The organism is Bifidobacterium jacchi (genome assembly GCF_009078285.1).
Taxonomy (GTDB): domain Bacteria; phylum Actinomycetota; class Actinomycetes; order Actinomycetales; family Bifidobacteriaceae; genus Bifidobacterium; species Bifidobacterium jacchi.
In genome coordinates, this window is record NZ_RQSP01000013.1 from 1 (window position 1) to 26,910 (window position 26,910).

At 64.6% G+C, this 26,910-nt stretch carries 17 protein-coding genes; 4 read left to right on the forward strand and 13 right to left on the reverse strand.

Features of this window, described 5'->3' with window-relative positions:
- Positions 1–897 precede the first annotated feature (897 nt).
- Both EHS19_RS05035 and hflX read right to left on the reverse strand, forming a co-directional pair.
- Positions 898–1,860 (reverse strand): L-lactate dehydrogenase, encoded by a 963-nt coding sequence (locus EHS19_RS05035; protein WP_151916700.1) that lies wholly within the window; start codon positions 1,858–1,860, stop codon positions 898–900.
- Between the two features lie 245 nt (positions 1,861–2,105).
- Positions 2,106–3,749 (reverse strand): GTPase HflX, encoded by a 1,644-nt coding sequence (gene hflX, locus EHS19_RS05040; RefSeq protein WP_421745278.1) that lies wholly within the window; start codon positions 3,747–3,749, stop codon positions 2,106–2,108.
- Between the two features lie 80 nt (positions 3,750–3,829).
- On the opposite strand from hflX, the gene EHS19_RS05045 reads away from it, so the two are divergent.
- The 3 genes from EHS19_RS05045 (at position 3,830) to EHS19_RS05055 (ending at position 10,368) form a co-directional block, all read left to right on the forward strand.
- Positions 3,830–4,489, forward strand: a complete 660-nt coding sequence (locus EHS19_RS05045) for a class I SAM-dependent methyltransferase (RefSeq protein ID WP_175578318.1) — start codon at positions 3,830–3,832, stop codon at positions 4,487–4,489.
- Positions 4,490–4,660: 171 nt separating this feature from the next.
- A complete protein-coding gene (locus EHS19_RS05050) occupies positions 4,661–8,824 on the forward strand; it encodes a DUF3418 domain-containing protein (RefSeq protein WP_151916703.1) in 4,164 nt (1,387 codons plus the stop codon).
- A gap of 98 nt (positions 8,825–8,922) precedes the next feature.
- The gene (locus EHS19_RS05055; RefSeq protein ID WP_151916704.1) at positions 8,923–10,368 is read left to right on the forward strand and encodes a DUF5067 domain-containing protein; all 1,446 of its coding nucleotides are present in this window, start codon (positions 8,923–8,925) and stop codon (positions 10,366–10,368) included.
- Positions 10,369–10,524: 156 nt separating this feature from the next.
- On the opposite strand, the gene glnA is transcribed toward EHS19_RS05055, so the two are convergent.
- On the reverse strand, positions 10,525–11,862 hold the full coding sequence (gene glnA, locus EHS19_RS05060) for a type I glutamate--ammonia ligase (protein WP_151916705.1): 1,338 nt from the start codon (positions 11,860–11,862) through the stop codon (positions 10,525–10,527).
- Between the two features lie 253 nt (positions 11,863–12,115).
- Between glnA and EHS19_RS05065 the strand changes: the two genes are divergently transcribed.
- A complete protein-coding gene (locus EHS19_RS05065; protein ID WP_175578319.1) occupies positions 12,116–13,531 on the forward strand; it encodes a DUF2252 domain-containing protein in 1,416 nt (471 codons plus the stop codon).
- Between the two features lie 13 nt (positions 13,532–13,544).
- Here the strand turns inward: EHS19_RS05065 and priA are convergent, their stop codons facing one another.
- From priA to EHS19_RS05115, 10 genes are all read right to left on the reverse strand, one after another.
- A complete protein-coding gene (priA, locus tag EHS19_RS05070; RefSeq protein WP_151916706.1) occupies positions 13,545–14,270 on the reverse strand; it encodes a bifunctional 1-(5-phosphoribosyl)-5-((5-phosphoribosylamino)methylideneamino)imidazole-4-carboxamide isomerase/phosphoribosylanthranilate isomerase PriA in 726 nt (241 codons plus the stop codon).
- A 197-nt stretch (positions 14,271–14,467) separates the two neighbouring features.
- A complete protein-coding gene (hisH, locus tag EHS19_RS05075; protein ID WP_151916707.1) occupies positions 14,468–15,115 on the reverse strand; it encodes an imidazole glycerol phosphate synthase subunit HisH in 648 nt (215 codons plus the stop codon).
- A gap of 80 nt (positions 15,116–15,195) precedes the next feature.
- Positions 15,196–15,954: a hypothetical protein gene (locus EHS19_RS05080; RefSeq protein WP_151916708.1), complete on the reverse strand. Its 759-nt coding sequence runs from the start codon at positions 15,952–15,954 to the stop codon at positions 15,196–15,198.
- Positions 15,954–16,556 carry an imidazoleglycerol-phosphate dehydratase HisB gene (gene hisB, locus EHS19_RS05085; protein WP_151916709.1) on the reverse strand — a complete coding sequence of 201 codons (603 nt, stop codon included), beginning with the start codon at positions 16,554–16,556 and terminating at the stop codon, positions 15,954–15,956. Before hisB ends, EHS19_RS05080 begins: the two co-directional genes overlap by 1 nt.
- 123 nt (positions 16,557–16,679) lie before the next feature.
- Positions 16,680–17,837: a histidinol-phosphate transaminase gene (locus tag EHS19_RS05090; protein WP_151916710.1), complete on the reverse strand. Its 1,158-nt coding sequence runs from the start codon at positions 17,835–17,837 to the stop codon at positions 16,680–16,682.
- On the reverse strand, positions 17,834–19,231 hold the full coding sequence (hisD, locus tag EHS19_RS05095) for a histidinol dehydrogenase (protein ID WP_175578320.1): 1,398 nt from the start codon (positions 19,229–19,231) through the stop codon (positions 17,834–17,836). The genes EHS19_RS05090 and hisD overlap by 4 nt, the downstream gene beginning before the upstream one ends.
- Before the next feature lie 93 nt (positions 19,232–19,324).
- Positions 19,325–21,283: a ComEC/Rec2 family competence protein gene (locus EHS19_RS05100; RefSeq protein WP_241677090.1), complete on the reverse strand. Its 1,959-nt coding sequence runs from the start codon at positions 21,281–21,283 to the stop codon at positions 19,325–19,327.
- A gap of 59 nt (positions 21,284–21,342) precedes the next feature.
- Positions 21,343–22,497 (reverse strand): ComEA family DNA-binding protein, encoded by a 1,155-nt coding sequence (locus EHS19_RS11325; protein WP_241677091.1) that lies wholly within the window; start codon positions 22,495–22,497, stop codon positions 21,343–21,345.
- A 365-nt stretch (positions 22,498–22,862) separates the two neighbouring features.
- Entirely contained in the window at positions 22,863–25,856 is a 2,994-nt protein-coding gene (leuS, locus tag EHS19_RS05110; RefSeq protein ID WP_421745284.1) for a leucine--tRNA ligase, read from the reverse strand.
- 122 nt (positions 25,857–25,978) lie between these two features.
- Positions 25,979–26,908: a transporter substrate-binding domain-containing protein gene (locus EHS19_RS05115; protein ID WP_175578321.1), complete on the reverse strand. Its 930-nt coding sequence runs from the start codon at positions 26,906–26,908 to the stop codon at positions 25,979–25,981.
- Between the last annotated feature and the right edge of the window lie 2 nt (positions 26,909–26,910).

Below are 26,910 nucleotides of genomic sequence, written 5' to 3' on the forward strand. Positions count from 1 at the left end.
CGGTCTGTCACGCGACGCGATTATAGACGATTTCGTCGTCGCGTGACAGACTGATTTGTCACGCGACGACATTTTGCCCGGTTTTCACGTCTCGTGACACGCGAACCAGCTGCGAACCGGCTTCAGCCTGATCCAAACCATTGGAATTCCGCCACTTTGCGCTTATGGCCCATGACGACGGAATGCCACGGTCTGTCACGCGACGCGTTTTTCGGCGTTTTTGGCGTCGCGTGGCAAGCGGGAGCCATGCGGGCGATCTGGCTCGGCATGGAATGGCATCGCATGGCTTGGCGTGACTCGCGCTGAACGTCCAACTGGCTGCGTCTCGCGTCCGACCGCCCTGTGAACGCAAGTTATTCTCGCAACGAGGCAGCCATGCTTATGGCAACGCACATTCCGCATTCCGTACTGCTGACGTGGCATGGTGCCGGTTCGATCACAGGGAGCGGGTCGTTCCCAGTGACCGCTTGGTGAAAACCTTGGTATTGCAACGTTTCTGACACCTTGATCACAGGGCGCGGGCGCTCCCGGTGACCGCCCCGCTCCCGGTGACCGCCCCGCTCCCCGTGACGCGGAAAACGAGCATTATCGACAGCAGACGACACAAGCCGTCTCACCGTAGAGACGGACCAACAATCAGGCCACGTCATCGATCGCACAACGCGAGTCACGTCACATGCGCGGCCACGATGCAAAGCGCACCATGCGACTGTCACCCAATACCGTTGGGATCTCACCGAGCACAAGCGACACGAGCCGTATATAAGAAAACGGCGGTCCGATCGCCGCATGGCATTCGCAAGTCTGAGATCAGACCCGACCGCCATGCGTCGAACGGACCGCCGCAATAAGCGTTCACCTGCTGCACTAGCAGACAAACGCATAAAGAGACGGCTATCAGAAGCCGAACTGCGCCGCGGTCTCCTTCAGCGTCTCGGCAGAGCGCTTGAGGGCGGCGAGCTCCTTATCGGAGACCGGCGTGTTGATCGCGGTGTTGACACCGGCGCGGTTGAGCAGCGTCGGCACGGACATGCACACATCGGAGATGCCGTGGAAGTCCTTCAGCATCGAGGACACCGGCAGGATACGGTTGGTGTCGTGCAGCACGGCCTCGATGATGTCGACGCCGGACATGCCGATGGCGTAGTTGGTGGCACCTTTGCCGTTGATGATCTTGTACGCGGCGTTCTTGACCTCCTGATGGATGGCCTCGCGCTTCTCGGCATCAAGCGGCTCGTGGCCCGGCAGCGGGGTCCAGTCGCACATCGGAACGCCACCGATGGTGGCGGAAGCCCACAGCGGAACCTCGGAATCACCATGCTCGCCGGCGATGTAGGCGTGAACGTTCTTGACGTTGACACCGGTCTGCTGCGCGATCAGGAAGCGCAGACGAGCGGAGTCAAGATTGGTGCCGGAGCCGAAGATCTGGTTCTGCGGCAGGCCGGTGATCTTCTGAGCGACGTGCGTGGCGATGTCCACCGGGTTGGTGATGAGCATGTAGATGGCGTTCGGGGCAACCTTGACGAGGTTCGGCATAATGGCCTGAAGAATCTTGACGGTGGCGCCGACAAGCTCAAGGCGGGACTGACCGGGCTTCTGACGGGGGCCTGCGGTGATGACGATCATATCGGCGTCACGGCAGATCTCCGGATCATCGGAACCGTCGATGGAGACGGTCGGGTAGAAGCTGGAGCCATGCTGCATATCGAGGACTTCGGCCTCGACGCGCTCGGTGGCGATGTCCTCGAGGACGATCTCGCGGGCGACGCCACGGTTGGCAGCGGCGAAAGCCAGCGTGGAGCCGACTGCGCCCGCTCCGACGACGGCGAGCTTGGTGGGCTTGATGAGTGATTCAGCCATGGTTATAGCGACCTCTCTTTAGAAACAATGTTGCCGATCATGTCGGCTTCCTTGTAACAACAAGGTTCACTTTATCCACACATGGTGACGTTTGGCATCATCGACAACAAGTCGGCAATGTGAGAAATGCCACAATTGTTACCGTTCACAACAAGACACGCGCATGAACACACACGAACGCGGCTCGATCGCAAGGACACTCCCCCAACCGCCGAGACACGCCCATCGACGCCCATCGCCACCCATCAGTCGATCGACTGCTCGACCAGCTGCGAAGCAAGATGGCTTCCCACGCGCGCCTCGACCATCATGCCGTCATCACGGTAGTCGACATCAAGCACCTGACCGTATTCACGCACCCGCGACAGCAATGCGCCGGCACTGTAGGGCAGCAGCGCCTTGACATGCACGTTCGGCGCGGGCAGCATGCGTTCGACATGCGCACGCAGCTCCTCCATGCCCTCCCCGCTGTACGCCGAAACGATGTGCGCATCCGGCTCAAGCGCCGCCAATCGCCGCCGCGTGACCTCATCAACGCGATCGGCCTTGTTGAACACCAGAATCCTCGGAATGTCCGCGGTGCCGTCAATGCCGGAGAGCACGTCGTTGACGGCGTTGATCTGGGAGAACGGGTCAGGATGCGACCCATCCACCACATGCACGATGAGATCGGCGTCGGCGACCTCCTCCAGCGTGGATTTGAACGCCTCGACGAGCTGCGTGGGCAGTCGGCGCACGAATCCGACGGTATCGACATACGCGTAGAGCCGCCCGTCCTTGGCACGGGCGCGTCTGACCGCCGTGTCAAGCGTGGCGAACAACGCGTTCTCCACCAGTTCCCTCGATCCGGTGAGCCGATTGGTGATCGACGATTTGCCCGCATTGGTGTATCCGACGACCGCTACGGTGGGCAGCCCGTACCGGCGACGCGAGCCGCGCTTGATCTCACGCGCCGGCGCCATGTCGCGAATCTGTCGACGCAGCCGCGCGATGCGCGTGCGGATCACACGACGATCCATCTCGATCTTGGTCTCACCAGGACCTCGCGAGCCGATGCCGGCATCCGCACCAGCCGCACGACCGCCGGCCTGGCGGGACAGCGAGCCGCCCCATCCTCGAAGTCGCGGCAGCATGTATTCCAGCTGCGCCAGCTCGACCTGCGCCTTGCCTTCACGGCTGGTCGCATGCTGGGCGAAGATATCGAGGATCACCGCGGTGCGATCCACGACCTTGACCTTGGTGGCATCCTCCAGGGCGCGTCGCTGGCTGGGCGGCAGATCATCGTCGACGATGATGGTGTCCGCCTCGTCTCGCTCGACGATCTCGGCGATCTCGGCGGCCTTGCCCGAACCGACGTAGGTGGCGGAATCGGGACGCAGACGATGCTGCAGCAGACCGTCGCAGACGACCGCGCCGGCGGTTTCGGCGAGCGCCGCAAGCTCGCGCAGGGATTCCTCGGCCGCATCGGCCGTGGTCTCGGCGCTTGACCACACGCCCACCAGCACGACGCGTTCAAGACGGACCTTGCGGTATTCGACCTCGGTGACGTCCTTGAGTTCGCCCAGGCCCGCGACGTGCTTCAGCTGGTTGCGGGACTCGCGCTCCTGCCATGCCTCGTCGTGGCTTTCGGCCATCTCGGCGGCGCTGGGCGTCGATTCGTCGATAAGCACCTGGGAGCGGTCGGAAAGCACCCCGCTCAGCGCCGGCTCCTGTGGCTCGATGGATATGGTCGTCTCCGTCTCGTCGGCGGACCGTTGCTGGCTGCGCTGGCTCAATGGCACCTCTCGCTTGATGGCTTGACTCACGATTGCACTATGGTTGTCCCTATTATCATCGTTTTGGAAGACATGCGCCCTGGCTGGCATGCCAGCCGCATGCGCGACGCGCATATGACGGCATGGTGAAGCGCCTTGCGCACAGGATCATGAGCGACATCGCGAGAAGTGAATCATGGTATATGAGGAGTGGTATGAGCGAACAGTATTTTGCCGCGGACCCCGAATCGGCGGATGTGCGTCGCACGCTGACCGTTTCGCTGCAGGGCCGAGAGGCGACGGTGGAGACCTCCAACGGCGTGTTCTCCGGCTCACGGCTTGACCTGGGCACATCGGTGTTGCTGCGAGAGGTCCCCGAACCGCCCGAATCCGGCACATTGCTCGATCTGGGATGCGGATGGGGACCGATCGCACTGGCTCTGGCGTTCGCATCTCCCGAGGCCGACGTCTGGGCGGTGGATGTCAACGCCAGAGCGCTCGAACTGACTTCAAGCAACGCGAAACGCAACGGACGAGCCAACATCCACGTTTCGCAGACCGACGAGACCGGCACCCCCCTTGCACGGCAGTCGGTCGCATCCTGTGAAGCGCTGCCCGACGACTTGCGTTTCGATGCGATCTGGTCGAATCCGCCGATACGCGTCGGCAAGGAGGTGCTGCACACGCTGCTCATGACATGGCTGCCGCGTCTGAAGCCCGAAGGCGCGGCATATCTGGTGGTGCAGCGCAATCTCGGAGCCGATTCGCTGATCCCCTGGCTCGCTCAGGCGCTCGGCGACGACTATGAGGTGTCCAAGTATCATTCCGCGAAGGGCTATCGTGTCATCGAGGTGGCCCGCCACGCAGCACGGTGAGCCACGCGCCACGGTGAGCCACGCAGCACGGTGAGCAGCGCGCCACGGTGAGCCACACGCCACGGTGAGCCACACGCCGCCGAAGGCAACGCGCCGCGCAACACGACAGGGTACAACGCAATACGGCATGCAAGCCGCACAGGGAACAGCAGGGCAAGAACAAGAAGATCCATGAAGTTCGAATATCCATCCGAGTTACCGGTATCGGCCGCGCGCGAGCAGATCGCCGACGCGGTACGCCACAGTCAGGTCGTCATCGTCTCCGGGCAGACCGGCTCCGGCAAGACGACGCAGCTGCCGAAGATCCTTCTGGAAATGGGTCGGGGCGGGCATGGCCGTCAGATCGTGCACACGCAGCCGCGTCGTATCGCCGCCCGCACAGTCGCCGAACGCATCGCCGCCGAAATGGGCGTGCGACTTGGCGACGAGATCGGCTTCCAGGTGAGGTTCACGGATGAAAGCTCGCCGCACACGCGCCTGCGCGTCGTCACCGACGGCATTCTGCTGGCGCAGATCCAGCGGGATCCGCAGCTGATGAAATACGATACGATCATCATCGACGAGGCCCATGAGCGCAGTCTCAACATCGATTTTCTGCTCGGCTATCTGACCGCGCTGCTGCCCAAGCGCAGCGATCTCAAGCTCATCATCACGTCGGCGACGATCGATTCGGTGAAGTTCCAGGAGCATTTCGAGCAGGCGCTGCATGCCAAGGTGCCGGTGGTCGAGGTTTCGGGACGAACGTTCCCGGTTCAGGTGGTCTACGAGCCGTTGGGCACCGCCCCCGCACTGATGCGGCAGGTTCCCGGATTCGCGACGGGCGCGATGCCGGGCGATGCCGAATACGCGGAGCTGTCCGCCGCCCCCGATGGTCGATCCGGACGCGACGCGGGCGATGGCCCGCACAGCGAGCGGGAACGGGACCGTGATTCCGACATGGACATGCCGACCGCGGTGGCGCGCGCGTGCGCGGAACTGGTCATTCATTCCACCCATGAACGCGGTCCGCGCGACATTCTCGTGTTCGCTTCGGGCGAACGCGATATCCACGAGTTCGAGAACGCGCTGCGCCATCACTATGGCCCCCGCGTGGACGACATGCGTCGCCCGGACGCGATCGAGATCATGCCGCTGTTCGCGCGGCTGTCGTCCAAGGAGCAGCATCGCGTATTCGAACCGCACACGCATCAGCGCATCGTGATCGCCACGAACGTGGCCGAGACGTCGCTGACCGTACCCGGCATCCGCTATGTCGTGGACCCCGGCACCGCACGAATCAGCAGGTATTCGAAGACCGCGAAGGTGCAGCGGCTGCCGATCGAGCCGATCAGCCAGGCCAGCGCCGACCAGCGTTCCGGCCGATGCGGCCGCGTGGCCGACGGCATCGCGATTCGCCTGTATTCGCGCGAGGACTACGAGTCCCGACCCAGGTTCACCGAACCGGAGATTCTGCGCACGTCACTGGGTGCCGTCGTGCTGCACATGCTGTCGGTCGGCGTGGCGCGCACCGCTCGCGACGTGACCGACTTCGGCTTCATCGATCCTCCCGACATGAAGGCCGTATCGGACGGCTTCAACGAACTGACCGAGCTCAAGGCCGTGGCCCGCCAGCGTGGCGAGGTGACGCTGACGCATATCGGCCGTCAGCTCTCGCGCATCCCCATCGACATTCGTCTTGGACGCATGGTGATCGAGGCCGCGAAGTCGACCACGCCCGACACACTGGCCGCCGTGCTGGTGATCGTCGCGTTCCTCAGCCTTCAGGACCCGCGCGAGCGACCCGATGACGCCCGCGACGAGGCCGATCGCATCCACAACCGATACGCGGACCCGACCAGCGACTACCTGACCGCGCTCAACATCTGGGATCGGGTCTTTCAGGCGGATGGCGAGCCGAGCGGCAACGCCCTGCGGCGCATCTGCAAGGCCGAGTACTTCAGCTGGCTGCGCATGCGTCAGTGGCGCGATCTGGTCGCCCAGCTGACCAGCATGTGCGCCGAGCTGAAATTCACCGTCGGCTCCCCCCAGCCGGCATCCCGCCCCCAACTGGCGATCCGCCAGCTGCCGATCAACCAGCAGGCCGCCGGTTCGCTCCGCTGCTCGTGGGACGACCGGGGCATCCACACGTCGATGCTGGCCGGACTGCTGTCGATGATGGGCATGCAGGTCGTCCGCGAGCCCAAGGCATCGGATTTCGCCGGACTCAAGGGCGCGGCGCGGGCGAAGGCGCTCAAACGCGCGCAAAAGACCGCGAAGAACGACTATCAGGGGGCGCGCGGCACGCGATTCGCCCTGTTTCCGGCCTCGACGACAGCCAAATCGACGCCGCCGTGGGTGATGAGCACCGAACTCGTGGAGACGAGCCGTCTGTGGGCGCGGTATTCGGCGGCGATCGATCCGGCGTGGGCTGAGTCGCTTGCCGGCTCGCTGACGCGCGTCACATATGCGGAGCCGCATTGGTCCGGTTCCCGCGGGGCCGCCGTCGCCAAGGCGAACGTGCTGCTGTACGGTCTGCCGATCGTGCAGGGCCGCATCGTGCAATGGGGGCGCATCAACCCCGCCGAGGCGCGTGACTTTCTGATTCGTCAGGGTCTGGTCGAAGGCGACATCCAGCAGCGCTTCAGCCGCGACGATTTCGTCGGGCACAACAGGGACGTGCTGGAGCAGGCATCCGACGACACGAATCGCACAAGGAATCTTGCGCAGGCGGTCAGCGACGAGGATCTGTTCGACTTCTACCAGTCGCGCATCCCCGCCGATGTGACGAACGTGGCCGACCTTGCGAAATGGTGGAAGGGCGCATACGACGACGACCCGCATCTGCTGGACTTCGATCCGGACAAGGTCGAACGGCTTGCCGACTCGGATTCGGTGTCGTTGGCGGATTACCCCGACCAGTGGCACGCGCGGGGCACCGACGGCCAGCCCATCGATCTGCGGCTGAGCTATGTCTACGATCCACAGGACCCGGCAGACGGCGTGACCGTGCACATCCCGCTCAAGGCGCTGTCGCGGCTCACGCCGGAACAGTTCACCTGGAACGTCCCCGGCCTGCTCGACGAGCTGATCGTGGGACTCATCAAGGCGCTGCCCAAGGCGCTTCGCGTCCAGTTCGTGCCCGCTCCCGACACGGCCCGCAAGATTCGCACCTGGATCGACGCGCATTATCCGAATCTTCCCGGTTCCGGCGACCGCGGCAAGCCGAACGCGCCGGCCCAACAGACGGATGGGCAGGGCGACGGCGATCAGGAAGCAGAATGGCCCGATCTGCCGCATGTCTTCACCCGCGCGGCGATCGAAACGGTCGGCGCGCAGATTCATCCTGAAGTGCTCGACGAGCAGCTGATGGACCGGATCAGCCCCTACCTGCGCATGACGTTCGCGGTCGAGCAGCAGCTTCAGCCCGCCAAGCCCCGCAACGGTCGCGCTAGCCGACGCGCACGCGGCCCGGTCAAGACGCTCGGCACCGGCAAGTCGCTGGTCGAGCTGCAGCGGCGCTTTGCCGCCGAGGCCGAGGAATCGGCCCGCCGCATGGTGCAACGGCAGGCGGACAAGGCCGGCGACGAGGGCAGGCTTGTGCAGCAGGCGAATCTGCTGCACAAGGCCGGAGCGACGACCGAATCGCGGGCGGCGATGCTGTGGCGCGGCGCATTGGACGCACTACGGCTGCCGTCGGAGCGCATCTCGTCTCGTTGGCTGGGAACGGAGGCGCTGATGCTGGCATCGGCACCATACCGTTCAACCAAGGATCTTGTCGAGGATCTGCAGTTGGCCGCCGTCAAACGGCTGCTGCCGAGAATCGACACGCTGCCCGACGACGCCGCGCTCGCCGACGCGGTGATGGGCGTGACCGAAGTGTTCGAGGACACCGTCTACGCGGTCGCCCATGATGTGATCGCGATTCTGCGCAAATACGCCGAAGTCGACAAGGCCACGTCCGGACGCGCCGATCTGCCGATGCTGTCGGTGCTCCAGTCGGTGCGTGACCATATGGCCACGCTGGTGTTCCCCGGATTCATCGGCGCGGCTCCCCCGGATCGACTCACGCGCATCGCCGTGTATCTCAACGCCGATCTCATTCGCCTTGCCAAGGCGAAGACCGACAAGAACCGCGACGTGCGTTGGGCGTGGCAGGCCGATGAGGCCAAAGGTGTGGTGGACAAGGCGCTTGCCGCCGCCAAGGCGTCGCCGGCCGGCCCACGCCACGAGGAGCTGATGGGCAAGGCCACGACCGCTCGCTGGATGTTGGAGGAATTCTACATCTCGCTGTGGGCGCAGGAGCTCGGCACCGCGCATCCGGTCAGCCTCAACCGCATCAACAAGGCGCTCATCTAGTCCAGTCAAGGCCCCCGAGCAAGACGCCGCGCACCGCCGTATACTGGATCTGACAGGCACTGCGGACGGTGCCGACGGCCAAGGCGGGGGATTGCATCATGGCACTATTCGGCAAGAGCGGGCATGACGACGGATACGTCTCCCCATTCGACGCGGAACACAGTCAGGACTATGTCAATCCGGACAAGCAGGCATCGGTCATCTCCGCACAGGAGATGGCCGAGCCGACCCGCTCCCAGGAGGCCGCCGCCGAATCCGCATCCTATGCAAGACCGCAATCAGACAGACCGCGATCAGATCGACCGCAATCAAATCGACCGCAATCAGACGGTGCATTGAAAACCTCCAAGGCCGCTTATCATGGCGCGTCGCAGCCAAGGTCGGCATCCGCATCAGCGACGCGCCGACCAGCGCCTCAGTCGTCGCCGCAACGTCCCTCCGGCGGCAAGCTGCCGACCGACGTCCGCCAGATCGAACGACGGTATGGCAAGCCGAACAAATCCAACAGAATCAGCCATGTGATCGGATGGCTGGTGGCGATCGCGATTTTCGTATCCGGCATCGTCTCCGGCTATGTCAAAAGCACCGTCTCCAATAACGGGTCCCCGACCATCAGCGCCTTCAGCTCCGGCAAACCCAAGGAAATCAAGGACGGCAGCGGAGATGTCGAATTGTACAGCGGCAGAAAGGCCACCATCACCATCGAGAAGGCAGCGGCGGGCATCGCCGACTATGAGACCAACAAGCCGACGGTCATCATCACCTATCAGATGAAGAACACCGGAACCGACACGGTGACGTTCTCCGACTTTCGCGATATCTTCAGCGTGTTCCAAAACGGCGTGGCGCTGCGTGAAGTGTCCTTGTACAACGGCGACAAGCCCGTCGAAGGATACGACAGGAAATCGCTCACCGTCAAGGTCGCCCCCGGCAAGTCGCAGATCGTGACCGACGCGTTCGAACTGCGGGACCTCACCACGCCGCTCTACGTGCAGCCAGTGAAGGCGGACCGAACCCATATCGGCATCGCCTCCGGATTCACCATCGCGGATGGCGGCAAGACCTTCACCCGCATCAGCCATACCGATGTGCCCAAACCGCAGACCGTGCCGGAATCCGACACCGCGCACATGACGACATTCCACACCTACGGCAACGACGTGCAGGTGAAGGTCAGCAAAGTGGTGCGCGGGCCGGACACCAAGTACGACAACGCCCATACCGTGCTGGTCTACGTCGATTGGGTGAACCGCGGCACATCGGTCACGTCGTTTGGGGCCGCGGTGAATCTCAAGTTGACGCAGAACGGCAAGGAGCTGGAATCCACGTATCTGCTTGACGGCAACGAGCCGGAGGGATTCGACAACTACGGTTATGCGCGGGCCCTGATGCCCAATGTGGGCGGCACCTACACGGCCGCGTTCAAACTCCCCGATCCCAACGCTCCGGTCACCGTGACGCTGGACGGCGGCACCAATCCCAATGCCGACGAGGGCAGCGACGAGCGGCACAACATCGTGACCAAGGAGTACAAGCTCAACTAGTGTCCTGCGTCAGAAGGCCGTTGAATGCATTCCCAACTCCCCCATGTCAGCGGAGCCGGCCCGCGAAGCGGGACAGAGGGGCAGTCGATTCATCAACGAACTTCTGACGCTGGACACTAGCGATCAGCTGGCTTCACCTGGGCGATCGCCAGGCGATCACAGACGAGGCAGGTACTTCTTGAGCTCGTACGGCGTGACCTGACGACGATACTCCTCCCACTCCTGACGCTTGTTGCGCAGAAAGTACTCGAAGGCATGCTCGCCAAGCACTCCGGCGACGAAGTCGGACTTCTCCATGATCCTGAGCGCGGCATCCAACGATTCGGGCAGCGGCTGGATGCCCATCGCCTGACGTTCCGCGTCGGTCAGCTCCCACACGTCGTCGCTGGTCGGCTCGCCGAGCGTCATCTGCTGCTCGATGCCGTCCAGACCGGCCGCCAGCAGCACCGAGTACGCAAGATACGGGTTCGCGACCGGATCGAGCGCACGGAACTCCATGCGCGCAGAATTGCCCTTGCCGGGCTTGTACTGCGGGATGCGCAGCAGAGCGGAGCGGTTGTTGTGGCCCCAGCAGATGTAGCTCGGCGCCTCGTTGCCGCCCCACAGGCGCTTGTACGAGTTGACGTACTGATCGGTGACCGCGCAGATCTCCGCCGCATGATAGAGGATGCCGGCGGCGAACTGACGGGCGGTCAACGACATGTTGAACTCCTGACCCGCCTCGTAGAACGCGTTCGTATCCCCCTCGAACAGGCTCAGATGCGTGTGCATGCCGGAGCCGGGCGCATCGGCGAACGGCTTGGGCATGAAGCTCGCATGGATGCCGCGTTCCAGCGAGATCTCCTTGACGACCGTGCGGAACGTCATGATGTTGTCGGCCGTGGTGAGGGCATCGGCGTAGCGCAGATCGATCTCGTTCTGTCCCGGACCGGCCTCGTGGTGCGAATACTCCACGGAAATGCCCATCTGTTCGAGCATGTTCACGGTGGCGCGACGGAAATCCATGCCGGGGCTGCGCGGCACATGATCGAAATAGCCGCCCTCGTCGATCGGCGTGGGCGTCTTGGACCAGTCATCCTGAGATTCAAACAGATAGAATTCGATCTCGGGATGCACATAGAACGTGAATCCCTTCTCCTTGGCCTTCGCGAGCGCGCGCTTGAGCACATGCCGCGGATCACCCAACGAGGGTTCGCCGTCCGGCGTCAGAATGTCGCAGAACATGCGGGCCGTGCCCTGCGGGCCTCCACGCCACGGCAAGATCTGGAACGTCGAAGGATCCGGCTGGACGATCATGTCGTCCTCGGAGACGCGCGTCATGCCTTCGATGGCGGAACCGTCGAATCCGAGCCCCTCCTCGAACGCGGCCTCCAGCTCGGCAGGCGCAATGGCCACTGACTTGAGCGTTCCAAGCACATCGGTGAACCACAACCGAATAAAGCGCACGTCGCGTTCCTCGACCGTGCGCAGAGCAAACTCCTGCTGTTTATCCATAGCGCATAGTGTCCCACGCGTTTATTTCGACGAGTTAACATAACACCGAACCAGCGGCAATTCAGCGGCAATTCGGCGATGATTCAACGGCGGTTCACCCTATCGCGCGTCGCGGCGTATCCTTGAACCCATGACCAGCATCACAGGCACCGACGCTGCGCAAGCGACCGCAGACGACAGCCGAGCAACAGCCCCCGCAGCGAGCACAACCACCGCAACCGCCGCAGCGAGCACAGCAACCGCACAGGCACCCATGCAGACACCCATCGATCTGGACTGGCATCAGGCGGAACGCCCCATGGAACGAGCGCGAGCCGGCGTGTCGGCGCGCAGCCGTGCCTCGCTGGAAAGCCACGCCGTCTGGCAGGTGCGCGACGAGCGTCGAGACGTCATCGCGCTGCTGGAGGAGCAGTCACGCACACGCGTGCCCGAACTGGTGCCGTTGCGCTACTACCGGATGAGCGATTCGGCGTTCACGTTCTATCGAGGCACCGCGCTGATCATGGCCAACGATCTGGCGCGCACCCCCGTATCCGGCATCCCCGTGCAGGCGTGCGGCGACGCGCATATCGGCAATTTCGGCATGTTCCGCTCCCCCGGCGACCGGCTGGTGTTCGACATCAACGATTTCGACGAAACGTCCACCGGCCCCTGGGAATGGGACGTCAAGCGGCTCGCCGTGTCGGTGGAGATCTGCGGCCGGGCCAACGGCATCGCGCCGAAGGACCGCCGGGCGGCCGTCGAACGGTGCGTGCACTCCTATCGCGATCATATCCGGCAGTTTTCGCAGATGGATTTTCTCGACGTCTGGTACGACCATCTTGACGTCGAAGCGGCGCTTGACCATTATGAGTCCACGGTGAACGGCAAGCGCAACCGCACGCTGCGCGATGCCGCCATGCGCGCGGCGGCACGCGATTCGGATGCGGCCGCGGCCAAACTCACCTACGTCGACGGCCGTCATCTGCGGTTCCATTCCAAACCGCCGGCATTGGTACCGATCAGCGAACTTGACGACTACGCCGATCTCCACGCGCTTGAGGCACGACTGGAGACGCTGTTCGACAGCTATCGGCACAGCCTGTACGAGGACCGGCGCTATGTGCTCGACCGCTATCAATACCACGATACGGCGCGCAAGGTGGTGGGCGTCGGCTCGGTGGGCACGCGGGCGTGGGTGTCGATCCTCACCGGTCGCGGATTGGATGATCCGCTGATGCTGCAGATGAAGGAGGCGCAGGAGTCGGTGCTGGAGCGTTTCTGCGGGCGCAGTCCGTACGCGACGCATGGCGAACGCGTGGTGCAGGGGCAGAAGCTCATCCAATCCACCGCCGACGTGCTGCTCGGCTGGGCCAGCTTCACCGCGGAGGACGGGCGCAAACGCGACTATTACGTGCGTCAGTTCTGGAATGGCAAGGGATCGATCGATCTTGATCATCTCAACGCGCTCGGATTGTCCGATCTCGGCCGCATGTGCGCATGGTGTCTCGCGCACGCCCACGCGCGAACCGGCGACTCGATCGCCATCGCCAACTATCTGGGCGGCACCGACGAGTTCGATCAGGCGATCGCATCGTTCGCGGTCTCCTATGCCGAGCAGAACGAAGCCGACTACGCGCTGTTCAAGCGGCTCATCAAAGCCGGCGAACTGCCCTGCTCGAAGAGGTAGGTGGCGCTGCCGCCTATTTGGCGACTTGCAGCGCCTCTTCGAGCGTGAACGCGCGCGCGTACAGCGACTTGCCGAGTATGGCCGAATCCACGCCGAGTCCGTCAAGCGTGCGAATGGCGCGCAGATCGTCGAGGCTGCTGATGCCGCCCGACGCCGTTACCTTGGCATCCGTGCGCTCGGCCACCTCGCGCAAAAGATCGATGTTCGGCCCGGACATCATGCCGTCACGGGTCACATCGGTCACCACATAGCGCGAGCAGCCGACCGAATCCAGGAACGCCATCGTTTCAAACAGATCGCCGCCTTCCTTGACCCATCCTCGGGCGGCAAGCGTGTGGCCGCGCACGTCGAGGCCGACCGCCACACGGTCGCCATAGCGTCGAATCGCCTCGGCGGTCCATTCAGGGTTCTCCAAGGCCGCGGTGCCGATGTTGACGCGCGCCGCGCCCGCCTCCAACGCGGCGTCGAGTGACGCGTCATCGCGCACGCCACCGCTCATTTCGATGTTGACCTTGTCGCCGAGCTCATGGACGATCTCGCGCAGGCATGAGCGATTGTCGCCAGTGCCGAACGCGGCGTCCAGATCGACCAGATGAATCCACTGGGCGCCCGAATCCACCCAGGTGCGGGCGGCATCGAGCGGCGAGCCGTAATCGGTTTCGGACCCGGATTCGCCCTGACGAAGACGCACGGCCTTGCCGTCGCGTACGTCAACGGCGGGGAGCAGTGTCAGTGCCATGATGATCCCTTTCTTCTGTTGTGCATGAGATATTTGTGGATACGATGTTGTGCATGCGCTATTCTGCGGCATCTTCTCTGCTGTATGTGCAAGCTGCCAGTCCATGCCGATCGTTCAGACCGATCGTTCAGACCGCCCTTACGGCAATCCATCATGACGTCACCGCCGCATTGGGGCGGTGACGTCCGCCCGCACGCCTAGAGGACGGCGACCCAGTTGCGCAGCAGACGCGCCCCGGCCTCGGCCGACTTCTCGGGATGGAACTGGGTGGCGAACAGCGGACCGCGCTCATAGGCAGCGACGAAACGGCTGCGGCCATAGTCGCACCAGGTGACGCGCTGTGCGGCCGAGCCGAAATCGATCTCAAGCCCGCTCACGTCGGCCGGCGACGCATCCGTGGCCGCATAGGAGTGGACGAAGTAGAACCGCTCCCCCTCCACGCCGTCAAGCAGCACGCTCGATTCGGCGGCGTCGACCGTGTCCCATCCCATATGCGGCACGACATCGGCGTCAAGCAGCGACACACTGCCATCGATCAACCCCAGACCGGATTGCCGCTCGCCATGCTCGCTGCCCGACGAGAACATGATCTGCTCGCCGACGCACACGCCAAGCACCGGTCGGCCGGCACGCAGACGGTCAACGATGACGCGATCGCCGCGCACCTGCCGTAGCCCCTCCATGCACGCGCCGAACGCGCCGACGCCGGGAACCACCAGTCCGTCAGCCTCCAACGCCGAGCGATAGTCGGACGTGAGCGCAACGTCGAGCTTGAGATTCGCGAGCGCACGCACCATCGATCTGACGTTGCCGAATCCGTAGTCGAACACCACCACCGAAGTCATAGCCAGCCTTTCTTGCCTATTGTCGTCTCCGCCGTCATCGTCAGCGCATCGGCGCAGCGACGGCTTTCCATCGCGATCAGCTACCTGCTGGATTGCGCTGAGCCGCCGCGTCCGAACCGCATATGCTCGGCCAGCACCTTCATCGCCTCGTCGTGGGTCATGTCGGCGGTCTCCTCGATCGGCATATGTTGCCGAAGGGAGTCGAGCGTATCGATGCCGAGCATGAGGTCCTCCACGAACGACGGTGTGGAGCTGAACAGGATCGGCGGCGGGAACTGCCGTCCGGGATTGCCGCGAAAGTACAGCGTGGCCTCAAGCTTGTCGGCTCGGTTCACTGCGAGGACCACCGACATGCCCGCAACCACGGTCGTCAGATCCTTGGCGGCGTTTTCGGGACCGTCGCCGTCAAGATTGTGCAATACCGCCACCGCACCCTGCGGAGAGCCGATGCAGGATGCGGCGATGTCGGACAGTTCGCAGAACGCGGCGAGCAGCCTTGCCGAGGACAGTCTGGTGATGATGATCGCGGCTTTCGCCTTGTTGCCAAGCAGTCCGTCCAGTTCGCTTTCGAATCCGGTCTCCAGATCGGGTTCCAGTGAGGAGGCGTCGTCCGGTACGTCAGCGGCTGCGGCGTCGTCCGCCGATGCAGCCGAATCGGCCGCATCGGAAGCATCAGAGGCGGCATCGGTCGCGGCATCGGCATCCGAGGCGAATTCCTTCTCGAATCCGGCAAGCGCCGCATCCAGCTCCTCGTCGCTGAAATGCAGGTCATCGTTATGCGTGTCGTCGCCGTTCAGGTCGCCACGATTCGCATTGTCGTTATGCAGGTCGTCGCTCATCACAGCGCGCCTTTCGTACTGGGAATCAGCCCCTGGATTCGCGGATCCGGTTCGACGGCGAAGCGCAGCGCCCGAGCGAGCGCCTTGAATTCGGCTTCGGCGATGTGATGCGGATCGCGACCGGCGAGCACCTGCATATGCAGGCAGATGCCGGCGTGCATGGCGATCGACTCCATGACGTGGCGCACCAGCGAGCCGGTGAAATGGCCACCGATCATGCAGTATTCGAAGCCTGCCGGCTCGCCGGAGCACACGCAGTACGGACGGCCGGAGATGTCGACCACGGCCTTGGCGAGCGCCTCATCCAGTGGCACGGTGGCGTCGGCGAATCGCCGGATGCCACGCTTGTCGCCGAGTGCCTGACGCAATGCCTCGCCGAACACGATGGCCGTGTCCTCCACGGTGTGGTGTACGTCGACGTCGGTGTCGCCATGCGCGTGGATCGTCAGGTCGATCAGCGCATGCTTGCCGAGCGCGGTCATCATATGGTTGTAGAACGGCACGGATGTGTCGATGTCGGTCTTGCCGGTCCCGTCGAGGTCCAGCGTCAGTTCGATATGCGATTCGCTGGTCTCGCGAACGATATGCGCGGTGCGCGCCATGAATGCCCTCCTGTAGAGCTTGTATGAGCCTGTATGAGCTGTAGCCGTATAGGCTGTATTGCCGGCCGGTGCCGGCAGCATGCGTTGAGCATAGCCGCCGGCACCGCTATCGATTCGACTCGGTCATCTGCTCTCCGCAAGCCGCAGCACCTCGCTGAACGCCTCGCGGAATCGCGCCATTTCGTCGTCGGTGCCCATGCACACGCGCAGCCAGCCGTCCGGGCCGACGTCGCGGATGAGCACGCCTCGTTCCAGCAGCGACCTGAAGATGAAGTCGCGATCGTCGAACACGCCGAAGTACACGAAATTCGATTCGGAGTGGGCTACGGTGAGCGCGGCACCCTTGTAGGTCTGTTGTGCAAGCCACGCGGCGGTCTGCTCACGCGTCTGGCGCAGGTGCGCGACGGTGCTCAGCTGTTCGTCGGTGTGCTCGAGGGCAGCCAGTGCGGCGGCCTGGGTCACGGCGGAGAGATGATACGGCATGCGCACGATGCGCAGCGAATCGATGATGCCCTTGTTCGCCGCGACGTAGCCGACGCGGGCGCCCGCAAAGGCGAACGCCTTGCTCATGGTGCGGCTGACGGCGATGTTCGGATGCTTGTCGATCAGCGTGACCGCGGAGGGCACGCCCGGCGTGCGGAATTCCACATACGCCTCGTCCACGACGAGAATCGGATGCACGCCGTCTGCCGCGCCGTCCACCGACGCCTGCTCGCAGGCCTCCAGCAGCTGCGTGGTCTCATCCATCGACAGCGGCGTTCCGGTCGGATTGTTCGGACTGGTGACCAGCACGATGGACGGCCGGACCTCGCCGATGGCGGCGACCGCCCGTTCGATGTTGAGCGTGAAATCGTCGTTGCGCGGCACGGTCACCCACTGGGTGAAGGTGTCCCGCGCGTATTCGGGATACATCGAATACGTCGGCGCGAAGCCGAGCGCCTTGCGTCCCGGCCCGCCGAACGCCTGAAAGATCTGCAGCATGATCTCGTTGGAGCCGTTCGCGGCCCACAGCTGGTCGACCGCGAGGCGCGTGTCGGACTCCTTGGCGAGGTAGTCGCTGAACGCGCGTCGCAGCGCGATGTGCTCGCGGTCGGGATAGCGGTTGAGCGTCGGGGCGATGTCGCGCACGCGGCGTGCGATGTCGTCGCACACGTCGGGGTTCGGCGCATAGGGGTTCTCGTTGACGTTGAGGCACACCGGCACGTCAAGCTGCGGGGCGCCGTACGGCTCCTCGCCGATCAGATCGTTGCGCAGCGGCAGATTGGAAGGGATCGCGCTCACAGCAGACCGGCCTCCTTCTCCTGCTCACGAAGCGTGGACTTGTCGTACGGGTCGCGCACGAATCGCGACAGCACGCACTCGCCGTGGGCGGGCAGATCCTCGGACACCGCGAACGCGTTGATGCGCGCCGCCAGAGCCTTGAGGCCCTCCTCGTCGTATTCGATGACCTCGACGGGCTTCATGAACGTGTGCACGCCGAGTCCGGCGGCGAAACGGGCGGTGCCGCCGGTGGGCAGCACATGGTTGGAGCCGGACATGTAGTCGCCGAGCGGCACCGGCGAATACGGACCACGGAAGATCGCGCCGGCGTTCTTGATGCGCTTGACGACCGCATCGGCGTCGGCGGTCTGGATTTCGAGGTGCTCGGCCGCGTAGGCGTTGGCCGCGTCGATCGACTGGTCGAGACCGTCGGTCAGCACGATGGCCGACTGGCGACCGGACAGGGACGTGTGGACGCGCTCGGCGTGTTCGGTGCGCGGAACGCGATATGCGAGGCTCTCCTGAACCTTGTCGGCGATTTCCTCGGAGTCGGTGAACAGCACGGAACCGGCGAGCTCGTCATGCTCGGCCTGACCGATCAGATCGGCCGCCACAAGGCTCGGGTCGGCGGTACTGTCGGCGATGATGCCGATCTCGGTGGGACCTGCCACCGCGTCGATGCCGACGAAACCGGAGACCAGCGACTTCGCGGTGGCCACGAAGATGTTGCCCGGGCCGGTGATCTTGTCGACCGGGTCGCACAGCACGTCACCATCCTGAGGCTCGCTGCCCTTGGCTCCGTAGGCGAACATGGCGATGGCCTGGGCACCGCCGACCGCATAGACCTCGTGCACGCCGAGGATGGCGCAGGTGGCGAGGATGGTCCGGTTCGGCAGTCCTTCGGCATCGTCGCGCGCGGGCGGCGTGGCGATGGCAAGCGATTCGACGCCGGCCGCCTGTGCGGGCACGACGTTCATGATGACCGAACTGGGATACACCGCCTTGCCGCCGGGCACGTACAGGCCGACGCGCTGAATGGGGATCCAGCGTTCGGCGACGCGGGCGCCGGGAGCCAGATCGGTGTGGAAATCCTTCGGCACCTGGTTGGCTGCGACGGCACGCGCGCGACGCACCGACTCCTCGATGGCCGACCTGACTTCGGGGTCCAATGCCGCGAGCGCCTTGTCGAACTCCTCGACGGGCACGCGCAGATGCGTGGGCCGCACATGGTCGAACTTCTCCTCGAAGTCGCGCAGCGAGGCCGCGCCGCGCTCCTTGACGTCCTCAAGAATCGGGCGCACCAGATCGGTGGCCTCGGACGTGCCCATGGCGGCGCGCGGCATGGCGGCCAGCAGCTCGGCGCGGGACAGCTTCCGCCCGCGAAGGTCGATGATTCGCATGATGTTCTCGCTCATATCGCCCTATCGTACCAACGTCATGTCACGAATGATCGGCGATTGGGCCGCAACCACTCGAATCGTGAGATATTCCATCCGTCGAGCGTATGGTCACTGATCGAACGCGTTCCTGACCATGCGTTCGGTGTCGGCACGCCAGACGGCGAAACGCGAACGCCATCCCGGGCGGAACGCCATCCCGGGCAGGCGGGGATCCTCCCTGCGGCGGGCGACGATCAGACGGGTCATCCCCACGATCAGGCCGACGACCACGATCTGCACGACCAGCACAAGCAGCGCCCCCGCCACGCCGCCCGCCCACGGCACGAGCGCATAGCGTCCGCCGGCGATCCACGCCGCGACCTGCTCCATCACCCGAGTGCCGCAAGAGGCGATCCAGGCGAGCGCGACACCGCAGTGCGGGCTTACCCACGACACCATCAGCGCGGCGAGTCCGGCGACCGTGGCAAACCCCACCACCGGAGCGACCAGAAGATTCGCTGGGACCGAAGCGAGCGGCAGCTCGGGTTCCATCAACACCTGAATCGGCATCGTCAGCGACTGGGCGGCAAGCGTCATCGACAACGCTGCGGCGACGAATCCCGGCAGCAGCCCGCTCAGCCACGCCTCAACCGGACGGGCGAACAGGACGATGCCGAGCACCGCCGCGCAGGAGAGCGCGAATCCGAAGCTGCGAGCCATCGTCGGATCAATCAGCACGACGATGATCACCGTCCAGCTCAATGCGCTCACCGACTGTCCGCGACGCCCCACCGCCATGGCGAGCGCGCCGATCAGCCCCATGACAAGCGCGCGCAGCACCGAATCGGACGGATACATGAGAGCCGACAACGCCGCATACGCGCCCGCGACGCACACCGCGGTCAATCGTCGAGGCAGCATCATTCGCGCGCACAGCCGACGGATCATATCGGCGATCAGCATGAAATGCCCGCCGGAGACCGCCATGAGATGCATGATGCCGGAACGGCGGAAGTCGTCCTCCACGCTCTGCGCATACGTTTCGTTGATCGGTGTCGCCGGAGCGGCCGCATCCGAATCATCGCCGGCATATGGGCGATCCTGTCCAAGCACGCCCAGCGTAAGACCGGGAACCAGAACACGACCCTGATCGCTGAGTGTGTCGGTGGCCGTGAAGAACGCGTCCCACAGTCGCGCAACTACGCGGCGGTACGTCGGCGGCGAGCGCACGCGCCTGACGGCGTCATCCATCCCGGCATCGGCGACCAGCCAGATCGGCGCTGCTCCGAATCGCGCCGCCTGCAAGGCTCCCCCGGCCTCGATGATCGCGCCATGTTTCATCAGCGCGCATCCGCGTCCGCTCGCGTAGAGGCGTATCCGTGATCGCGACGACTGGCGAACGCCGCCGACGGTGATCGACAACGCCGTGGCGTCGGCGCGGCAATCGGATGAGCGCAGTTCGGATGCGGTCGGCGGCGCGGTGATGCGCATCGTCATGCCGACCGTGGATTGACTCGATTCGCGCACCACGATCGATGCGGGATCATGCCACATCGCCAGTTCGTGCACGAACGTGGAAGCCGTGGATGACAACGCACCCACCGCCATCATGGCGGCGACGCCGCACGCCGCCATGCGCCGCATATGGTGGCGACGCCGACGGTCGCGACGCTGGTTGCCACGACGAAAATGACCGCGCCGATGAGGCCGCGTGGCGTCACGATGCACGCCACGATGCGGCGAGTCGCAATCGGCATCGCGCAACGCCGGTCGGCGGACGGATGAGGTCGTCAATGCGATCAGTACAACCGCCACAGTCGCCACGACGGCGAGCAGCACAGTCAGCGTCACGGTCGCGCCGACTGCACCGCCGCCGCTGCCAGCGCCGCCGCTGCCAGCACCGGCGATGCCATGCAGCAGCGGCTCGAAACCACAATGCATGGCCAGGCTCGCCGCCCACACCGCCGCGGCGATCGGCAGCATGCGCCAATCGCGACTGCCGCACACACGCCCGCCATCAGCAGCCGTAGTAGCTGCCGTTGTGACTGCCGTCATGGCGGTCGCCGTCCCGATCTCGCTGCCGCTCATGTTCCGCCGCCCTTCCTTGTTCCGAATCATCGATGGACAATCAATCCCGTCATCTCCCGTCAGCGAACCGTCAGCGAGCCGCGGATCTTCGCCAGCGTCTTCGCGCCGATGCCCTCCACATCGAGCAACTGATCGACACTGGTAAAGCGGCCGATGGCGGTGCGATGATCGATGATGCGCCCTGCGGTGACCGGCCCGATGCCCTTGACGGTCTGCAGCTGCTCGCTGGTCGCGGTGTTGAGATCGATAAGCGCCGATGTCGCGGCATCGCCATCGCCATTGGTGGCGTTCGGCGCTGGATTGACATCATCGGCAGTGCCGGCTCCGGTGTCAGTTCCGACATCATTGTCGGTGTTCCCGGTAGCGTCGGTGTTCCCCCCGCGGCCGACGTCCGGATCGCATTGCCCGGATGCGGCATGCCCGCACTGAGCGGATTGCGGGGATTCGGATTCAGATGTGGCGGGGGCGGACGACTCGGGCGGCTCGGTCTGATTGTCGGCGGAGGCGCCGCCGGGTCGGGATGCGGGCGCGCTGACCGATGAGCGTTCCAATGCGGCGTTGTATCGCACCGCCTGCTGGATGAGCATCGTCAGGCTCGCGCACAGGGCGGCGGCGAGCAACAGTATGGCAACCAGCGCATGCATCGGCGAGAAGGCCAGTCGCGGGCGCGTCCGTCGTCTGCGTGCCGGATCGCTGCCTTCGCCGTCGCGCGCAGCGGCACCGGCATCCTCACCGGCACCGGCATCAGGTTCACGCTGTTCATGCTCGCCTTGTTCCTGATCGTACCGCCCAAGACGGCTCCGCCCGCCATGTCGGTCGATGTGGCCGCCACCGGCATCCTCATGCGAGCCGGCACCGGCATCACGGTGGCGAACGCCGGCCAAGGACATCAGCATGTCGTTGGCCGACGGCGATTCGCTCTGCGCATGCGGCATAAACCGAGGCGGTGCCGGCTTAGACGGCAACGACTCAGACGATGCCGACTCAGGCTGTATCGACTCAGTCGGCGCCGGCACCGGCGGCATAGGCACCGGAGGCACCGGCGATACCGACGACGATCCGACGTCACGCCCCCAGCCGTCACGTACACCGGCTTCACGCAATCCGATATCGCAGGACGACTGCTGCCGTTCGAGACGATGCGCATGATGATCTACGCGCAGGTCATGCAGCCGAATCGACTGCCCGTCGCCTCGCTCTGTGCGACTGTCCATGCGACCGTCCATGCGATGACCGCCCGCGCGGACGCGGTCCAGACGCAGCAGCCTGACGGAACCGTCAGCGCAATCGCCCCGACTGCCCTTGACGCCGCCCGCAAAGCCGACGTCGCCACCACCAGCGCTACGAGCGATAGCGCTGCGACCAATATCAAACGTGCCCATGCCCTTACGATGAAGGAGCATGGGCACATTGTCCAGCGGAACCGGGTCATGTGGACGGAACCTCAAAGTTATCCACATGACCGCATAGTGGGCGATTCCGTCTTGCTATTCGGCTGTCTCGCATGCGAGCGCAGGATGCGGACGGCAACCACGGGCGGCAGCCGTCACGACAGGCGGCACCGCCCTCGTCGGCGGACTCACTCGGCGGGAACGATCGACACGATCTTCGGCGCCTTGACGATGACCTTGCGCGGCGTCTTGCCGCCAAGACGCTCGGCGACGGCCTCCAGCGCAAGTCGTTCCAGCTCGGCCGGATCGATGTCGGGCGGCACCTCCAGCTTGGCGCGTACCTTGCCCTTGATCTGCACGACCGCGGTCACCGTATCCTGACCGACATAGCGTTCGTCGGCCACCGGCCACGGCTCATGCGCCAACGACTCGGTGTGGCCGAGACGGGACCACAGCTCCTCGCAGATGTGCGGGGCGATCGGCGAAAGCATGAGGATCAGCGGCTCCACCGCGGCGCGAGGCACACTGCCCGCACCCAACGTGGTCAGATGGTTGTTGAGCACGATGAGCTTGGCGATCGCGGTGTTCGGACGCATGTTCTCCATCTCGACGGTCACATCGGCGATCGTGTTGTTGAGCAGCTTGAGCGTCTTCGTGTCGAGCGCTTCCTCGCTCACATGCGCCTCGCCGGTGGTCTCGTCGATCACGTTGCGCCACAGGCGCTGCAGGAAGCGCATGCCGCCGACCACGTTGCGCGTGTTCCACGGGCGGGACTCGTCGAGCGGCCCCATGCTCATCTCGTACAGGCGGAACGTGTCGGCACCATAGTTGTCGTACATGAAGTCTGGCGTGACGATGTTCTTGAGGGACTTGCCCATCTTGCCGAACTCGCGGTTGGCATGCTCGCCGTGCCACGTGAACGTCGGCTCGCCGGAGGCGTCGGCCGGACCCTCCACCACCTCGTCGGCCGGCACATACTGGCCGCGATCGTCGGTGTAGGCGTAGGCCTGGATCATGCCCTGATTGAACAGCTTGTGGAACGGCTCGGCGGAGTCCACGTAGCCCAGGTCGAAGAGGACCTTGTGCCAGAAGCGCGAGTACAGCAGGTGCAGCACCGCGTGCTCCACGCCGCCGATGTACAGGTCCACGCCACCCTCGTCACCGGAGTACTTGTTGTGGTTGGGGCCCATCCAGTAGTCGAACTCGTCCTTCTCCACCATGTGCTTGGTGTCGGACGGGTCGATGTAGCGCATGTAGTACCAGCAGGAGCCAGCCCAGTTCGGCATCGTGTTGGTGTCGCGGTAGTAGGTCTTCGGACCGTCGCCGAGGTCCAGAGTGACCTTGACCCAGTCCTCGTTGCGGCTCAGCGGTGCCTCCGGGTTGGATTCGGCGTCCATCGGGTCGAAGGTGCGCGGCTGGTAGTCGGGCACGTCGGGAAGGTTGATCGGCAGCATCGAGTCCGGCAGCAGGTGCGGGGTACCGTCCTCGCCATAGACGATCGGGAACGGCTCGCCCCAGTAGCGCTGGCGGGAGAACAGCCAGTCACGCAGACGGTAGCTGACGGTGCCCTTGCCCACGCCGGCGGATTCGAGCCAGGCGTTCACCTTGGCGATCGCGTCGTCGACGCGCAGGCCGTTGAGGCTCAGCGCGTCGCCGGCGGTCTTGGTGGCCTCCACAGCGGAGTTGATCACGATGCCGTCATGCGAGACGAACGGCGCCTTGCCCTCGTAGTTGGCGAGATCGTCGCCGGATTCCGGCAGCGGCTGAACGGTGTAGATGACCGGCAGACCGAACTTGACGGCGAAGTCATAGTCGCGCTGGTCGCCGCCGGGGACGGCCATGATCGCGCCGGTGCCATAGTCCATCAGTACGTAGTCGGCGGTGAACAGCGGAAGCTTGGCACCGGTGATCGGGTTGGTGGCATACAGGCCGGTGAACAGGCCGGTCTTCTCGCCGGCCTCGTCCACACGGTCCTTGGCGGTCTTGGATTCGGCGGCCAGACGGTAGGCCTTCACGGCCTCGACCGGCGTGGCGTAGCCGCCCTTCCACGAATCGGGAACGTCGGCAGGCCACTCGGCGGGAACGTACTGCAGCAGGTCGTGCTCCGGGGAGACCACGGCGAACGTGGTGCCGAACAGGGTGTCGGGACGGGTGGTGTAGATCTCCATGTCCTTGTCGCCGGCCGTCGTGGCGACGGTGAAGTGCACGGAGGCGCCGTGGGATTCGCCGATCCAGTTGCGCTGCATCAGCTTGACCTTCTCGGGCCAGTCGATGCCGTCGAGGTCCTCGATCAGGCGGTGGCCGTACTTGGTGATGCGCATCGACCACTGGCGCAGCTCGCGCTGGAACACCGGGAAGTTGCCGCGCTCGGACTTGCCTTCGGCGGTGACCTCCTCGTTGGCCAGCACGGTTCCCAGGCCCGGGCACCAGTTGACCGGGGACTTGGAGATGTAGGCGATACGGAAGTCGTTGAGGATGTCCTGCTGCTCGGCGTCGGTCAGATCAGCCCAGGCCTTGCCGTCGTCCTCGTGACCGGGGATGGCCCTCTCGCCGCTTTCGAACTTGGCGACGAGCTCGCTGATCGGGCGCGCGGAGCCCTTGGTGCCGGACGGGTTGGTGGCGTCCTCGTCGTACCAGGAATCGTAGATGCGCGAGAAGATCCACTGTGTCCAGCGCACGTAGCCGGGGTCGATGGTGGCGAAGGTGCGGCGGTTGTCGAAGCTCAGGCCCATGCGGTGCAGCTGGCGCGACATGTTGGCGATGTTTGCCTCGGTGGTGACGCGCGGGTGCTGTCCGGTCTGCACGGCGTACTGCTCGGCGGGCAGACCGAAGGCGTCGTAGCCCATCGCATGCAGCACGTTCTCGCCCTTCATGCGGTGGTAGCGGGAGACCACGTCGGAGGCGAGGTAGCCCAGCGGGTGCCCCACGTGAAGACCCTTGCCTGACGGGTAGGGGAACATGTCCATCGCGAAGTAGGCGGGACGGCCGTCCGCGTTGCGCCCCTTGCCGTCCTTGAGGTCGCCGTGGACGTTGGCGGCCCAGAAGGTGCCTTCGTCATCCCACTTCTTCTGCCACTTGGTTTCGATGTCCTGAGCGAGGACCGCATTATAGCGAAATGCCGGTTCTGCGGGGACTTCGCCCGCCTGTGCGGCGGTGTTCTTCTCATTAGCCATACGGTGCATTATCGCCATGCAACTGGACACAGCGGGCGGTTTTTCGCGCTTTGCGACCATAGTGCGAATAGTGCGGCCGAGCCGACATCGTCAAACGGCGATAGTCAGACGACGATAGTCAGACGGCATCGTCAGTGCACGGCGACGGCATCGGACGCGGGGGCCTGCGGCAGGGCATATCCGAGAGGAGTGAGATTCGCATCGACATATGACCGCCATGTCCCGTCCTTGATCATGGCACGCAGGGCGCCGGCGATCTTCGATGCGAGCTCGACGCGGCCGCGACGCACCGCCACGCCGTAGCCGATCACATCCGCGACACCGGCGTCGGAGTCGGCGGAGGCAGCCTCGATCGGCTCGATCCGGTACGTCCCGCGATGATTCCGGCTCAGCCCAGGCAGTATCGCGTCGTCGGCCGCGATGCCATCCACCGAACCGACCATCAGAGCCGTCATGCACTGCCCATACGTGCCGTAGGATCGCAGCGCATCGTCGGAGCCAAGCCGCTCCTGCATGATCGTGCCGCGCACCACGCAGGTGACGCCATCGCCGGCATCTTCGCCATCATCAGCATCAACAGCACCGCCCGCATCGCCGTCATCATCCGTCGATGCCGCGCGCGAATCGCCGCGCGTCAGCATCGACGGATGCACGTTCAGATACGGCCCGGCGAAGGTGACCGCACGCTCGTTCCTCTCATCCATGCCGAACGCGGCGACCACCATATCGACATCACCCCGTTCCAATGCAGCGGCGCGTTCGGACGGCGCGACCGGCGTGAATACGATCTGCTTGTCGCCATAGCCGAGCGCATTGGCCACATAGCCGGCGACATCGATATCGAAACCGACATATCCGCCCTCGTGCCGGTATCCCAGCCCCGGCAGATCGGAGGACACTCCGATGGCGATCGTCGGCCCCTGCGGCGTGGCGGAATCGGATGCCGAAACCGCAGCCGTCGCATTCGAGGAGCCGTCCGCAGCCGACTGCGCTCCGCAGCCGGACAACGCGAGCACCGCCGAGCAGACGGCGGCGGCGACCGCCTGCACCCGCCAATGCATGC

What these genes read in the sequence shown, in the direction of transcription:
- EHS19_RS05035 (WP_151916700.1), bottom strand. Translation starts at nt 1,860, where the DNA reads ATGGCTGAATCACTCATCAAGCCCACCAAGCTCGCCGTCGTCGGAGCG.
- hflX (WP_421745278.1), bottom strand. Translation starts at nt 3,749, where the DNA reads ATGCGCGTCGCGCATGCGGCTGGCATGCCAGCCAGGGCGCATGTCTTC.
- EHS19_RS05045 (WP_175578318.1), top strand. Translation starts at nt 3,830, where the DNA reads ATGAGCGAACAGTATTTTGCCGCGGACCCCGAATCGGCGGATGTGCGT.
- EHS19_RS05050 (WP_151916703.1), top strand. Translation starts at nt 4,661, where the DNA reads ATGAAGTTCGAATATCCATCCGAGTTACCGGTATCGGCCGCGCGCGAG.
- EHS19_RS05055 (WP_151916704.1), top strand. Translation starts at nt 8,923, where the DNA reads ATGGCACTATTCGGCAAGAGCGGGCATGACGACGGATACGTCTCCCCA.
- glnA (WP_151916705.1), bottom strand. Translation starts at nt 11,862, where the DNA reads ATGGATAAACAGCAGGAGTTTGCTCTGCGCACGGTCGAGGAACGCGAC.
- EHS19_RS05065 (WP_175578319.1), top strand. Translation starts at nt 12,116, where the DNA reads ATGCAGACACCCATCGATCTGGACTGGCATCAGGCGGAACGCCCCATG.
- priA (WP_151916706.1), bottom strand. Translation starts at nt 14,270, where the DNA reads ATGGCACTGACACTGCTCCCCGCCGTTGACGTACGCGACGGCAAGGCC.
- hisH (WP_151916707.1), bottom strand. Translation starts at nt 15,115, where the DNA reads ATGACTTCGGTGGTGGTGTTCGACTACGGATTCGGCAACGTCAGATCG.
- EHS19_RS05080 (WP_151916708.1), bottom strand. Translation starts at nt 15,954, where the DNA reads ATGAGCGACGACCTGCATAACGACAATGCGAATCGTGGCGACCTGAAC.
- hisB (WP_151916709.1), bottom strand. Translation starts at nt 16,556, where the DNA reads ATGGCGCGCACCGCGCATATCGTTCGCGAGACCAGCGAATCGCATATC.
- hisD (WP_175578320.1), bottom strand. Translation starts at nt 19,231, where the DNA reads ATGAGCGAGAACATCATGCGAATCATCGACCTTCGCGGGCGGAAGCTG.
- EHS19_RS05100 (WP_241677090.1), bottom strand. Translation starts at nt 21,283, where the DNA reads ATGAGCGGCAGCGAGATCGGGACGGCGACCGCCATGACGGCAGTCACA.
- EHS19_RS11325 (WP_241677091.1), bottom strand. Translation starts at nt 22,497, where the DNA reads ATGGACAGTCGCACAGAGCGAGGCGACGGGCAGTCGATTCGGCTGCAT.
- leuS (WP_421745284.1), bottom strand. Translation starts at nt 25,856, where the DNA reads ATGCACCGTATGGCTAATGAGAAGAACACCGCCGCACAGGCGGGCGAA.
- EHS19_RS05115 (WP_175578321.1), bottom strand. Translation starts at nt 26,908, where the DNA reads ATGCATTGGCGGGTGCAGGCGGTCGCCGCCGCCGTCTGCTCGGCGGTG.